This window comes from Blastococcus sp. SYSU DS0616 (assembly GCF_054051015.1).
Window position 1 is genome coordinate 1 of sequence record NZ_JBJHAJ010000037.1, and the last position, 13,386, is coordinate 13,386.

12 protein-coding genes are annotated in these 13,386 nt (G+C 76.0%); 11 read left to right on the forward strand and 1 reads right to left on the reverse strand.

Annotated elements, in window-relative coordinates:
• Nucleotides 1-217: 217 nt before the first annotated feature.
• From ACI79K_RS19410 to ACI79K_RS19460, 11 genes are all read left to right on the forward strand, one after another.
• Nucleotides 218-670: a tripartite tricarboxylate transporter TctB family protein gene (locus ACI79K_RS19410; RefSeq protein WP_456591057.1), complete on the forward strand. Its 453-nt coding sequence runs from the start codon at nucleotides 218-220 to the stop codon at nucleotides 668-670.
• Between the two features lie 3 nt (nucleotides 671-673).
• The gene (locus tag ACI79K_RS19415) at nucleotides 674-2,368 is read left to right on the forward strand and encodes a tripartite tricarboxylate transporter permease (protein WP_456591058.1); all 1,695 of its coding nucleotides are present in this window, start codon (nucleotides 674-676) and stop codon (nucleotides 2,366-2,368) included.
• Between the two features lie 66 nt (nucleotides 2,369-2,434).
• Nucleotides 2,435-3,100 (forward strand): 3-oxoacid CoA-transferase subunit A, encoded by a 666-nt coding sequence (locus ACI79K_RS19420; RefSeq protein ID WP_456591059.1) that lies wholly within the window; start codon nucleotides 2,435-2,437, stop codon nucleotides 3,098-3,100.
• Nucleotides 3,097-3,768 carry a 3-oxoacid CoA-transferase subunit B gene (locus ACI79K_RS19425; RefSeq protein ID WP_456600538.1) on the forward strand — a complete coding sequence of 224 codons (672 nt, stop codon included), beginning with the start codon at nucleotides 3,097-3,099 and terminating at the stop codon, nucleotides 3,766-3,768. Before ACI79K_RS19420 ends, ACI79K_RS19425 begins: the two co-directional genes overlap by 4 nt.
• Before the next feature lie 86 nt (nucleotides 3,769-3,854).
• Nucleotides 3,855-5,345: an HAD-IIIA family hydrolase gene (locus tag ACI79K_RS19430; RefSeq protein ID WP_456591061.1), complete on the forward strand. Its 1,491-nt coding sequence runs from the start codon at nucleotides 3,855-3,857 to the stop codon at nucleotides 5,343-5,345.
• Nucleotides 5,342-6,349 carry a glycosyltransferase family 9 protein gene (locus tag ACI79K_RS19435; RefSeq protein ID WP_456591062.1) on the forward strand — a complete coding sequence of 336 codons (1,008 nt, stop codon included), beginning with the start codon at nucleotides 5,342-5,344 and terminating at the stop codon, nucleotides 6,347-6,349. The genes ACI79K_RS19430 and ACI79K_RS19435 overlap by 4 nt, the downstream gene beginning before the upstream one ends.
• Nucleotides 6,346-7,326 carry a glycosyltransferase gene (locus ACI79K_RS19440; protein ID WP_456600539.1) on the forward strand — a complete coding sequence of 327 codons (981 nt, stop codon included), beginning with the start codon at nucleotides 6,346-6,348 and terminating at the stop codon, nucleotides 7,324-7,326. Before ACI79K_RS19435 ends, ACI79K_RS19440 begins: the two co-directional genes overlap by 4 nt.
• Complete coding sequence (locus ACI79K_RS19445) at nucleotides 7,323-8,537, forward strand: glycosyltransferase (protein ID WP_456591064.1); 1,215 nt, start codon at nucleotides 7,323-7,325, stop codon at nucleotides 8,535-8,537. Before ACI79K_RS19440 ends, ACI79K_RS19445 begins: the two co-directional genes overlap by 4 nt.
• Nucleotides 8,534-9,229: a D-sedoheptulose-7-phosphate isomerase gene (locus ACI79K_RS19450; RefSeq protein WP_456591065.1), complete on the forward strand. Its 696-nt coding sequence runs from the start codon at nucleotides 8,534-8,536 to the stop codon at nucleotides 9,227-9,229. Before ACI79K_RS19445 ends, ACI79K_RS19450 begins: the two co-directional genes overlap by 4 nt.
• Nucleotides 9,226-10,596 (forward strand): D-glycero-beta-D-manno-heptose 1-phosphate adenylyltransferase, encoded by a 1,371-nt coding sequence (gene rfaE2, locus ACI79K_RS19455; protein WP_456600540.1) that lies wholly within the window; start codon nucleotides 9,226-9,228, stop codon nucleotides 10,594-10,596. Before ACI79K_RS19450 ends, rfaE2 begins: the two co-directional genes overlap by 4 nt.
• 85 nt (nucleotides 10,597-10,681) lie before the next feature.
• Nucleotides 10,682-11,650, forward strand: coding sequence for a glycosyltransferase family 9 protein (locus tag ACI79K_RS19460; RefSeq protein ID WP_456591067.1), 969 nt, complete (start codon nucleotides 10,682-10,684; stop codon nucleotides 11,648-11,650).
• 64 nt (nucleotides 11,651-11,714) lie between these two features.
• Here ACI79K_RS19460 and ACI79K_RS19465 read toward each other — a convergent pair whose 3' ends face one another.
• On the reverse strand, nucleotides 11,715-13,346 hold the full coding sequence (locus tag ACI79K_RS19465; protein ID WP_456600541.1) for a substrate-binding domain-containing protein: 1,632 nt from the start codon (nucleotides 13,344-13,346) through the stop codon (nucleotides 11,715-11,717).
• Nucleotides 13,347-13,386 lie beyond the last annotated feature (40 nt).

A 13,386-nucleotide genomic window follows, 5' to 3' on the forward strand; every position in this document is an offset into this window, starting at 1 on the left:
CCCCCCCCCACCCCCGCCACCCCCCCCCCCCCCCCCCCCCCCCCCCCCCCCCCCCCCCCCCCCCCCCCCCCCCCCCCCCCCCCCCCCCCCCCCCCCCCCCCCCCCGCCCCCCCCGCCCCCCCCCCCCCCCCCCCCCCCCCCCCCCCCCCCCCCCCCCCCCCCCCCCCCCCCCCCCCCGCACGCCCCGGCCCCGCCCGTGCCTTCCCCGGAGACCTGGATGTCCAAGCAGTTGCACCGGATCGCCCCCTTGATCCTGGTGCTCCTCGGTGTGGCCGCGATGCTGGGCGCCCGCAACCTGGGGCTCGGCGAGATGAGTGCGCCCGGCCCTGGCCTCTGGCCGTTCATCGTCGCGCTCCTGCTCACCCTCACCGGCGTGGTGCTGCTCTTCATCGACGACCCCGAGGACTACGAGCCGTGGACCGGGGGCACGCTCAAGATCGTCCTCGGGCTGGCCGGCCTCGCTGTGTTCGTCGTGCTGTTCCAGACCATCGGGTTCTTCGTCTCGGCCGTGCTCATGCTGCTCTTCTGGCTGCGGGTGTTCGCCCGGGAGCCGTGGCGCTGGGCCGTCCCCCTCGCGGTGATCGGAGCGCTGGTGTTCCACCTGCTGTTCGTCGAGGCGCTCGCCGTGCCGTTCCCCGACGGCATCGTCTTCGCACCGGTCGGGAGCTGAGCGATGGACGTCCTCGACGGCATCGGCCAGGGCTTCTCCGTCGCCCTGGACCCGGTGAACCTGCTCTACGTCTTTCTCGGCGTGCTGATCGGCACGGTCATCGGCGTGCTGCCGGGCCTCGGCCCGACGGCGACGATCGCGCTGCTGCTGCCGATCACCTACGAGATCGAGCCGGTCACCGCGGTCATCCTGCTGGCGGGCATCTACTACGGGTCGATGTACGGCGGCACGATCACCTCGGTGCTGCTGCAGCTGCCCGGTGAGGCCGCCTCGGTGGTCACCACCTTCGACGGCTACCAGATGGCGAAGCAGGGCAGGGCCGGGCCGGCCCTGGGCATCGCCGCGATCGGCTCGTGGATCGGTGGCACCGTCTCCGTCATCGGGCTGGTCCTGCTCGCGCCGCCGCTGGCCCAGCTCGCCGTCTCCTTCGGCTCGCAGGAGTATGTGGCGCTCACCGCGCTCGGCATCCTGCTGGTCACCTACCTGGGCACGCGGCACCCGGTGAAGAGCCTGTCCATGGCCGCGCTCGGCCTGCTCCTGGCCACGATCGGCCAGGACCTCGTCACCGGGACCACCCGCTTCACCTTCGGCGAGATCTCGCTCTTCGACGGGCTGGACTTCGTCGCGGTCGCGATGGGGCTCTTCGGCGTCGGCGAGATCCTCTACAACGTCGAGAAGACGGAGAAGGCCCAGTCCGTCATCGGCAAGGTCAAGAACATCTGGCCCAGCCGCAAGGACTTCCGCGACTCCTCCGGCGCGATCGCCCGCGGCTCGGTGCTGGGCTTCTTCATCGGGGTGCTGCCCGGCGGTGGCGGCGTCATCTCCTCGCTGGCCTCCTACGCGATGGAGAAGCGGCGGGCCAAGGACCCGACCCGGTTCGGCAAGGGCGCCATCGAGGGTGTCGCCGGCCCGGAGACGGCGAACAACGCCTCGTCCACCTCGGCGTTCATCCCGCTGCTCACCCTCGGCATCCCGCCCAACGTGGTGCTGGCGCTGATCTTCGGTGCGCTGCTCGTCCAGGGCATCACGCCGGGATCGCAGCTCATCACGAACAACCCCGACATCTTCTGGGGCGTCATCGCCTCGATGGCCATCGGCAACCTGATGCTGCTGATCCTGAACCTGCCGCTCGTCGGCTTCTTCGTGCAGTTGCTGCGGGTGCGCGCCGGCATCCTCGCCGCCTTCGCGCTGATGGTCACGATGGCGGGCGTCTTCTCGGTCAACAACGACCCCTTCGACATGTGGGTCGTGCTGGTCTTCGGCGTCATCGGCTGGCTGATGAAGAAGACCGGGTTCGAGCCGGGGCCGCTGGTGCTGGCCTTCGTCCTCGGGTCGATCCTCGAGACGAACTTCCGCCGGTCCATGCTGCTCTCCGGCGGCGAGTGGTCGACCTTCTTCACCCGGCCGATGTCGGGCACCCTCTTCGCCCTGATGGCCCTGCTGATCATCTTCAGCACCGTCGCCGGCATCCGGCGCCGTCGGCGCAGCCGCCCGGCCACGCCGGGGGAGGAGGACCTCGCGGCGACCGGGACCACCGCCGAGACCGAGGGCAGCCCGGGCGCGGAGACCACCGACGACGCCGAGGGCGCCACGACGGGGGCGCCGCGGGACGGTGCCGGGGGCGCGGGCTCCACCGGGGCGACCGGCTCGACCGGGTCGACGGCGCAGGGCAGGGGGCCGGGGCCCGATCGTTCCTGACCGATCGCGGCGGGTACCGCCGTCAGCACCCGGTCGCCCAGCGCCGGCACCACCCCTGGGGGGACAGTGATCGACAAGAGGGTCGGCTCCCTCGCGGCCGCCGTCGAGGGCATCGCCGACGGCGCGACCGTCCTCGTCGGCGGCTTCGGTGCCGCCGGTGTGCCGGTGGAGCTCGTGCACGCGCTCCTCGAACAGGGCGCGCGTGACCTGACGATCGTCACCAACAACGCCGGCAGCGGGGAGACCGACGTCGCCGCGCTGATCCGGGAGCGCCGCGTGCGCAAGATCATCTGCTCGTACCCGCGGTCGGCCGGCTCGATCTGGTTCGAGGAGTTCTACCGGGCGGGGGACATCGAGCTGGAGCTCGTCCCGCAGGGCACGCTCAGCGAGCGGATGCGCGCGGCGGGCGCGGGGCTGGGCGGCTTCTTCACCCCCGCCGGCGCCGACTCGCTGCTGGCCCGCGGCAAGGAGGTGCGGATGATCGCCGGACGGCGGCAGGTCTTCGAGGAGCCGCTGCGAGGCGACGTCGCGCTGGTCAAGGCGCTGCGCGCCGACCGCTGGGGCAACCTCGTCTACAACAAGGCGGCCCGGAACTTCGGCCCGACGATGGCCACCGCGGCCGAGCTCACCGTCGTGCAGGTGCGGGAGTTCGTCGAGCTGGGGGAGCTGGACCCCGAGGCCGTCGTGACCCCGGGCATCTTCGTCGACCGGGTCGTGGAGGTGGGGGTGTGAGCATCTCCCCGCTGTCGCAGACCGAGATGGCCGCCCGGGTGGCCCGCGACATCCCCGACGGCTCCTACGTGAACCTGGGGATCGGCATGCCCACGCTCGTCGGCGACGTCGTCTCCGCCGGCAAGGAGATCGTCTTCCACAGCGAGAACGGCATCCTCGGCATGGGCCCCGCGCCGGCGCCCGGCGAGGAGGACTGGGAGCTGATCAACGCCGGCAAGGCGCCGGTCACGCTCGTCCCCGGCGGCTCCTACTTCCACCACACCGACTCGTTCATGATGATGCGCGGCGGCCACATCGACGTCACCGTGCTGGGCGCCTTCCAGGTCTCCGCGCGGGGCGACCTCGCCAACTGGGCCACCGACGACGCGCACCTCCCGCCCGCGGTCGGCGGGGCCATGGACCTCGCCGTCGGCGCCAAGCGGGTGCTCGTGCTGATGATGCACACCACGCCCGACGGCCGACCCAAGCTCCTGCCGGAGTGCACCTACCCGCTGACCGCCGCGCGCGTCGTGCACCGGATCTACACCGAGCTCGCGGTCATCGACGTGGCGCCGGCCGGCCTCGTGGTGCGCGAGATGGTCACCGGGCTCTCCCGCGAGGAGCTGCAGCGGCGCACCGCCGCCCCGCTGCACTTCGCCGAGGAGGTGGGGGAACTGCGGGTCTCCTGAGCCCGGGCGGCCCCTGATCGGCTGACGCGGGGAAACACTTCAAGCCCGTAGTGTTTCGCCCGTACGAGAACGGGCAGGACGCGATCATGCTCGCGCAGTGCACCGTCGTCGTGCCGACGATCGGGCGACCCTCGCTCGACGTCCTGCTCGACGCGCTGGCCGCCGCCCCCGGCCCGCGCCCGGCCGAGCTGGTCGTCGTCGACGACCGCCCCACCGGGGAGCCGCTGCACCCCGACCGCCCCGGCCTGCCGCCGGTCCGGGTCGTCCGCACCGGCGGCGGAGGCCCGGCCCGGGCCCGCAACCTCGGCTGGCGCACCGCCCGCACCGAGTGGATCGCCTTCCTCGACGACGACGTCGTGCCCGACCCCGACTGGTACCAGCGGCTCGAGGCCGATCTCGCCGACCTGCCGGCCGACGTCGCGGGCAGCCAGGGCCGGGTGCGGGTGCCCCTGCCGGAGCACCGGCGGCCCACCGACTGGGAGCGCGGCACCGCGGGGCTCGCCACCGCCAGCTGGATCACCGCCGACCTCGCCTACCGCCGCAGCGCCCTGGCCGCGGTGGGGGGCTTCGACGAGCGCTTCCCCCGTGCCTTCCGCGAGGACTCCGACCTCGCACTGCGGGTCATGGACACCGGTGCCCGGCTCGTCCGCGGGCAGCGCTGGATCACCCACCCGGTCCGGCCCACCGACCGCTGGGTCAGCGTGCGCGTGCAGGCCGGGAACGCCGACGACGTCCTCATGCGGCGCCTGCACGGACCCGGCTGGCGGGAGCGGGCCGACGCCGCGCTCGGTCGCCGGCCGCAGCACACGGCCGTCACCGCGGCGGCGCTGGCCGCGCTCGGCCTGGCCGCCGCCCGCCGGCCCCGGGCCGCCCTCGCCGCGGCCGCCGCCTGGGCGGCGGGCACCGCCGAGTTCGCCTGGCGGCGCATCGCCCCCGGCCCGCGGGACCGCGCCGAGGTCACCACCATGCTCGCCACCAGCGCGCTCATCCCGCCGCTGGCCACCTGGCACTGGATGCGCGGCGTCGTGCAGCACGTGGGTGTGCCGGCGTGGCGCGGGCTGCCCGACCTGGTGCTCTTCGACCGCGACGGCACCCTGGTGCACGACTTCCCCTACAACGGCGACCCGGAGTGGGTGCGGCCGGTGGACGGCGCGGCGGAGGCCCTCGACCGGTTGCGCGCCCGCGGCGTGCGGGTCGGCGTCGTGAGCAACCAGTCCGGCGTGGCCCGCGGGCTGATCACGCCCGACCAGGTGGACGCCTGCATGAAGCGGCTCGACGAGCTGCTCGGCCCCTTCGAGACGGTGCAGGTCTGCCCGCACGGGCCGGACGACGGCTGCGGCTGCCGGAAGCCGGCACCCGGCATGGTGCAGGCCGCCTGCGCCGAGCTGGGTGTGGAGCCGGCCCGGTGCGTGGTCATCGGCGACATCGGCGCCGACGTCGAGGCGGCGGCCGCGGCGGGCGCCCGCGGCATCCTGGTGCCGACCCCGGTCACCCGCGCCGAGGAGGTGGCGGCGGCGCGGCAGCGGGCGGCGACCCTGCCCGAGGCGGTCGACGACGTCCTGGCCGGGCGCTGGTGAGCACCCCCCGCACCGTCCTGGTCGCCCGGCTCGACAACGCCGGTGACGTGCTCCTGCAGGGTCCGCTCGTCCGCGCCGTCGCGCACGGTGCCGACCGCGTCGTCTTCCTCGCCGGCCCGGCCGGTGCGGCAGCGGCGGAGCTGCTCCCGGGCGTCGACGAGGTGTGGACCTGGGCCTGCCCGTGGATCCTCGGTGATCCCCCACCGGTCGACGCCGACGACCTCGCCCGGCTCACCGACCGCGTCCGGGCGCTCGCCCCGGACGAGGCGGTGATCTCCACGTCGTTCCACCAGTCGCCGCTGCCGCTGGCGCTGGTGCTCCGCGCGGCCGGCGTCCCCCGCATCTCGGCGATCAGCGTGGACTACCCCGGCACGCTGCTCGACGTCCGCCACCGGGTCGACGACGACCTCCCCGAGCCCGAGCGGGCGCTGTCCCTCGCCCAGGCCGCGGGCTTCGAGCTGCCGGCCGGCGACGACGGCCGGCTCTCCGTGCGCCGGCCCCTGCCCCCGGTCGCGCACGCCCCCGGCTATGTCGTGCTCCACCCCGGGGCCTCGGTGCCGGCCCGCGCCTGGCCCGCGCCGCGCTGCGCCGAGGCGGTCGAGGCGCTCGCCGACGCCGGCCACCGGGTGCTGGTCACCGGCGGGCCGGGGGAGCGGGGGCTCACCGCATCCGTCGCCGGCACCCGCGGGGTCGACCTGGGCGGGGAGACCTCCCTGGCCGAGATGGCGGCGCTGCTCGACGGCGCCGCGGCGGTCGTCGTCGGCAACACCGGGCCGGCGCACCTCGCTGCCGCCGTCGGCACCCCGGTGGTCTCGCTGTTCGCCCCGGTCGTGCCCGCCGTCCGCTGGGCGCCCTACGGCGTGCCCAGCGTGCTGCTGGGCGACCAGGCGGCGCCCTGCCGCGACACCCGGGCCCGGGAGTGCCCGGTGCCCGGCCACCCCTGTCTGACCTCCGTGACCGCGTCCGACGTGGTCGCTGCCGTGGAGAAGCTGGTGAGTGCATGAAGGTCCTGGTCTGGCACGTGCACGGCTCGTGGACGACCGCGTTCGTCCAGGGCCGGCACGAGTACCTGATCCCGGTGACCCCGGGCCGCGACGGCGACGGCCTGGGCCGCGCCCGCACGTGGGACTGGCCGGCGGCGGCGCGGGAGGTCACCCCGGCGCAGCTGCGGGAGGAGCAGCCCGACGTCGTCGTGCTGCAGCGCAGGCGGGACCTCGAGCTGGTGCGCGAGTGGCTGGGGCGCGAGCCCGGCCGCGACCTGCCCGCGGTGTTCCTCGAGCACAACGCGCCCGGGCTGGAGCCCGGTGACGGACCGGTTCCGCACACCCGGCACCCGATGGCCGACCGGGACGACATCCCGATCGCCCACGTCACCTTCTTCAACGAGCTCTTCTACGACAACGGCCGGGCGCCGACGACGGTGATCGAGCACGGCATCGTCGATCCGGGGGAGCGCTGGACCGGCGAGCTGGCCCGCGCCGCCGTCGTCACCAACGAGCCGGTGCGCCGCGGCCGCACCGTCGGCGCCGACCTGCTCCCCGGCCTCGCCGCGGTGGCGCCGGTCGACGTCTTCGGCATGGGCCTGGCCGGCCTGCACGAGACGTACGGCCTGGCCCCCGAGCGGGTGGAGCTGTTCGACGACCCGCCGCAGGCGGCGATGCACGCGGAGCTGGTCCGCCGCCGGGTGTACGTGCACCCGGTGCGCTGGACATCGCTCGGGCTCTCCCTGCTGGAGGCGATGCACCTGGGCATGCCGGTGGTCGCGCTGGCCACCACCGAGGTGGTCGAGGCCGTGCCCGCCGCGGCCGGGGTCATCTCCACCCGCCCCGAGCGGCTGTGGGCCGCCGTCCGGGAGTTCCTGCACGACGAGGACGCCGCCCGGCTGGCCGGCAAGGCCGCTCGCGCGGCGGCGCTCGAGCGCTACGGACTGGACCGCTTCCTGCGTGACTGGGACGCGCTCCTGGAGGAGGTGACCCGATGAGGATCGACCTGGTCAGCGAGCACGCCAGCCCGCTCGCCGCGATCGGCGGTGTCGACGCCGGCGGGCAGAACGTGCACGTCGCGGCGCTCGCCGCCGGGCTCGCGCAGCGCGGGCACGAGGTCACGGTGCACACCCGCCGCGACGACCCGGCCCTGCCCGAGCGGGTGACGACGGCGGACGGGTACGACGTCGTCCACGTCACCGCCGGCCCGGCCGAGGCGCTGCCCAAGGACGAGCTGCTCCCGCACATGCCGGCCTTCGCCCGGGTGCTGCGGCACGGCTGGGCGGCGCAGGCCCCCGACGTCGTGCACGCGCACTTCTGGATGAGCGGCCTGGCGTCGGTCGAGGCGTCGGCCAGCCTGCTCGCCCCGGTCCCGGTGCTGCAGACCTTCCACGCGCTCGGCTCGGTCAAGCGCCGTCACCAGGGCGACGCCGACACCTCCCCGGCCGAGCGGATCGATCTCGAGCGCGGGCTGTGTCGCGACGTCGCCCACGTGGTGGCCACCTGCTCCGACGAGGTGTTCGAGCTGCGGCGGCTCGGGCTGCCCAGCGACCGGGTCTCGATCGTGCCGTGCGGGGTGGACACCTCGGTGTTCACCCCCCGCGGCCCGGTGGCCCCGAAGGGCGAGCGGAAGCGGCTGCTGGTCCTCGGCCGGCTCGTCGAGCGCAAGGGCCAGGACGACGCCGTCCGGGCGCTGCGCGCGGTGCCCGACGCGGAGCTGGTCGTGGTCGGGGGCCCCGCGCCCGACGCCGTCGACGCCGATCCGGAGGTGCGCCGGCTGCGCGGCATCGCCGCCGAGGTGGGGGTGGCCGACCGGCTGGTCTTCGCCGGATCCGTGGCCCGCGCCGACGTCCCCGCCTGGGTGCGCTCGGCCGACGTCGTGCTCGCCGTCCCCTGGTACGAACCCTTCGGCATCACCCCGCTGGAGGCCATGGCCTGCGGGCGGCCCGTCGTCGCCACCGCCGTCGGCGGGCTGCAGGACACCGTCGCCGACGGCGTCACCGGCGACCTCGTGCCCCCGCGCGACCCCGAGCGGCTCGGCGAGGTGCTCGCCGCGCTGCTCGCCGACGACGACCGCCGCGCCGCCTACGGGGCCGCCGGGGTGAAGCGGGCCCGCGCCCGCTACCGCTGGGCCCGCGTCGTCGCCGACACCGAAACCGTCTACCGCCAGGTCCTCGCCCGGCGCCGTCCCGTGGAGGTCGCCCGATGAGCGCCAGCCCGCACTCGTTCCTCGAGAACGTCCTGGCGCAGGACTCGGCGCAAGTCCCGGCGCCGGACTCCTGCACCCACCTCACCGGCGCCGACCACGTCGCCTCGCTGCGGGAGGCGCTCCGCTCGCTGGACGCGCAGCTACCGGTCCTCGACCGCTGGGGCCGGCTGCTCGCCGACGTGCTGTGCGGGGAGTCCCGCGGCCGGCTGCTCGCCGCGGGCAACGGCGGGAGCGCCGCGCAGGCCCAGCACCTCACCGCGGAGCTGGTGGGCCGCTACCGCGCCGACCGCCCGCCGTTCTCGGCGATCTGCCTCACCGCGGAGACGTCGTCGCTGACCGCCATCGCCAACGACTACCCGGCCGACGAGCTGTTCGCCCGCCAGGTGGAGGCCCACGGCCGCGCGGGCGACGTGCTGGTCCTGCTGTCGACGTCGGGCCGCTCGCCCAACGCGGTGGCCGCCGCACGCCGGGCCCGCGCGTGCGGCATCACCACGCTGGCGATCACCGGCCCGGCGCCCAACCCGCTGGCCGCGGCCGCCGACGAGGCGGTCTGCATCGACTCCCCGTGGACCGCCACCGTCCAGGAGTGCCACCTGGTCGCCCTGCACCTGGTCTGCGCGGCCTTCGACGCCGCCGTGCTCGCCGAGGCGCCGCGGGTTCCCGACGGGCCCTCGTTCGAGGCGGCGAAGTGAGCGCCCGGCCGCTGGTCGTCGTCGGGGACGCGCTGCTCGACGTCGACCTGGTCGGCACCGCGTCGCGGCTGACCCCCGATGCCCCCGTGCCGGTGGTGGAGGAGATCGAGCGGCACGAGCGCCCCGGTGGCGCCGCGCTGGCGGCGGTCATCGCCGCGGCGTCGGGTGGGCGCGAGGTGGTGCTCGTGGCGCCGATGGACGCCGACGAGGACGCCGACCGGCTGCGCGCCCTGCTCGCCGGCCGGGTGCGCCTGATCGAGATCCCGGCCACCGGCGGCACCGCCGTCAAGCAGCGGGTGCGGGTGGGTGACCACTCCGTCGCCCGGCTGGACAGCGGCGCGCCGGTCGCGGTGCTCGGCGAGCTGCCGGCCGCGGCCGCCGCGGTGATCCGCGACGCCGCCGCCGTCCTCGTCGCCGACTACGGCCGGGGGACGACGGCCGACCCCGCCGTGCGCGCCGCGCTCGCCGAGGCCCGCGGCCCGGTGGTCTGGGACCCGCATCCCCGCGGCGCGGACCCGGTGCCCAACGCCCGGCTGGTCACGCCGAACGGCGCGGAGGCGGCCCGCGTCGCCGCCGACGCCGCCACCGGGACCGGGCTGGCCGCCGTGGGGGCCCGGGCCGAGGCGCTCATCCGGCAGTGGGGGGTCGGCGCGGTCGCCGTCACCCTGGGCGCCCGCGGCGCGCTGCTCTCCTACGGCTCCGGCGCCCCCATGGTGGTGCCCGCGGTCGCGGTCACCGGCGGGGACCCGTGCGGCGCCGGCGACTCCTTCGCCGCAGCGGCGGCGCTGGCCCTCGCCGACGGCGCCGTCACCGGCGAGGCCGTGGCCGCCGCGGTCGCCTTCGCCTCGGCGTTCGTCGCCCGCGGCGGGGCGACCGCCTGGGACGCCGACGAGCGGGTCGAGGCCGAGGTGGCCGCCGAGCCCGGCGCCGAGGCCGTCATCGCCCGGGTGCGGGCGGCCGGCGGCACCGTCGTCGCGACCGGCGGCTGCTTCGACCTGCTGCACCCCGGGCACGTCGCCACGCTGCGCGCCGCCCGCGGGCTGGGCGACTGCCTGGTGGTGTGCATCAACTCCGACGACTCGGTCCGCCGGCTCAAGGGGCCCACGCGGCCCCTGGTCACCGCCACCGACCGCGCCCGCGTGCTCGAGGCGCTCGAGTTCGTCGACGCGGTGGTCGTCTTCGACGAGGACACCCCCACCCAGGTGCTCGACCGGTTGCGCCCCGACGTGTGGGCCAAGGGCGGCGACTACGCCGGTGCGGACCTGCCCGAGGCCGAGGTGCTGCGCACCTGGGGCGGCCAGGCCGTCGTCCTGCCCTACCTCGACGGCCACTCGACCACGGCCCTGGTCGAGCGCTCCCGCGTGTGAGGCCCGCCGTGCTGACAGGCATAGGAAGCTTTACCTGTGGATCCGCCCCCGATTCCGCAGGCATGGCTTCCTATGCCCGGGTCTGGTGAGCGCCGCGCCGCCGGTCGCGGTCGTCCTGCGGCCGCTGGGGCTCGGTGACCTGCTGACCGGGGTGCCGGCGATCCGGGCGGTGCGGGCGGCCGTACCCGGGCACCGGCTGGTGCTCGCGACGACGTCGGCGCTGCGACCGCTGGCCGAGCTGATCGACGCCGTCGACGAGGTGCTGCCGGCGCGCGAGCTCGAACCGCTGGACTGGAGCGGGCCGCCGCCGGAGCTCGCCGTCGACCTGCACGGCAAGGGCCCGGCGTCGCACGTGGTCGTCGCCGACCTGCAGCCCCGGCGACTGCTCACCTTCGACAGCCCCGGTTACCCCGGGCCCACCTGGTACCCCGACGAGCACGAGGTCCGGCGCTGGTGCCGGCTGGTCGCCGAGGGGTTGGGCGTCGACGCCGACCCGGACGCGCTGGACATCGCGGTGCCCGCCGTGCCCCCGCCGGTCCGCGGCGCCGCGGTCGTGCACCCGGGGGCGGCGTTCCCGGGCCGGCGCTGGCCGCCCGAGCGCTTCGCCGCCGTCGCCCGCCACCTCGCCGACGCCGGCCACGACGTGCGGATCACCGGCGGCCCGGCGGAGGTCGAGCTCGCCCGGTCGGTGGCCGCGGCGGCGGGGCTGCCGGACGCCGCGGTGCTGGCCGGCCGGACCACGTCGCTGGAGCTGGCCGCCGTGGTGGCGGCGGCCGACCTGGTCGTGTGCGGCGACACCGGCGTCGCGCACCTGGCCACCGCCTACCGGCGGCCGTCGGTGGTGCTCTTCGGCCCCGTCTCCCCGGCGCTGTGGGGACCGCCGCCGCGGCCGCAGCACGTCGTGCTCTGGCACGGCGACGGCACCGGCGACCCCTGGGGCACCGACCTCGACCCCGCGCTGGCGACGATCACCGTGGAGGAAGTGGTCGATGCGCTGGACCGGTTGATGCACGGTCAGGCCGAGTGGGCCCCGGAGGGGTCCGCGCAGGCCTGACGCAGCGGCTCAGCGTGCCGGGGGACGGCACGTGGTTGGCGGTGTCGTCCGGAGGACGACGATGTCACGAGCGCTGGCGGAGGGCGTCGAAGAGCACGGTCTGCAGGTCGTTCTCGTCGACCGCGGAGTACGCCGCGCCCCCCGTGGCCTCGGCGATCCGCTCGAGGGAGCTCAGGTCGGCGTCCGGCCCCAGGGCCACACCGATGACCTTGATCGGCCGCTGCGGATCCGCCTCGGCTTCGAGCGTGCTGAGCAGGTCCTCCAGGCTGATGCCCTCGGCGTCGTCCTCGTTCGTGCCGTCGGTGACCATGAGCACGCTGTTCACCGCGGTGGGGTCGTAGTTCTCCCGCGCCGACCGCACGGCCGCCAGGGTGGTGTCGTACAGCCCCGTCCCGCCCGGCGTGAGCCGCTCGGGGATGGTGTCCAGCTGCTCGTCGAGCACCTCGCGCTGGGTCCGGCCGTCGACGACGTCGTCCAGCTCGCGGGTGGGGACGAGCTCCGTCCAGTCCTGGTCGCCCTGCATCTCGTAGGCGAAGGCCCACAGCCCGAGGGCGTAGTCGTCGGGCACCAGGGAGAGCGTGCTCTTCGCGGCGTCGCGGGCGAGGGTGGCACGGGTGCCGTCGCCGACCGGCGCCCGCATCGACGTCGACACGTCGAAGACCGTCAGCACCCGCGACGGGGCCGCGAGGCTGGACAGCCGGGTGAGCAGCGCCTGCACCTGCTGGGGGTCCAGCGGCAGCACCGGCGGGCTCGCCTCGGCGATGCCGCTGTCGGGACCGGCCCCGGGAGGCGCCGCGCCCTCGGGGCCGCGGAAGCCGGCGTCCCGGACGGTGGCCTGCGCGTCCTCGGACAGCAGCCGGTCGACCACGACGTCGACGGCCTGCTGCTCGGGCCCCGTCGGGGAGCCCACCCGGAGCACCGGGTAGTCGAGGACCGGCGAGCCCTCGGCGGGGTAGACGGCGGCCAGGGCGGAGTCCTCGGCGTCCTGGTGGTCGGCGTACACGACCTGCTCGCTCACCGGGACCAGCGGCGCGTCGGCGCCGCCCTCGCTCCCGGCGGTCAGCGCCTCGGCGGGGGAGAGGGCGGTGCTGCGCGCGGAGGCGAGCACCGCCTGCACCACGGCGTTGTCGGCGTCCGCGTCCGCGCCCAGGGCGGTGCGCACCGCGGCCAGCGCGGCCAGCCCCTCGGCGCTCGCGGCGAGGTCGGGCACGGCCAGCGGCCGGCCGGTGCCCAGGGCCTCGGCCCAGCCCGGGCCCGAGTCGGCCCAGCCGAGCTCGTCGACGACCGCCTCGCTGGTGGCCAGGACGACCGGGGAGACCGCCATGGAGCCGGCCGGGTCGAGGTCGCGGGAGGAGACCCGCGCCGCCCACAGCGACGAATCGGGCACCCACACCTCCGGCAGCGCCTCCTCGTCGAGGACGCTCAGGTCACCGGCGGTCTGCAGCGGTTCCCGGGCCGTCACCTCGGCGGTGATGCAGAGGGAGCCATCGGGGGACTCCACCTCGCCGAGCAGGTCCCCGGCCACCTCGGACAGCTCCGGGGCCACGGTCACGCCCACGGTCACCTGCTCGTCGCAGCCGCGGCCCACGAGCCACCACACGAGTCCACCGGCGACCAGCACGAGTGCGACGCCGGCGGCGACGAGGACGGGAAGTAACGGACGGCGCGTGGCTGCGGGATCTGCGTGGCGGCCCATGCTCGCTCTCTGAGGTCGACTCGAGGTGGATGCGGCTCCA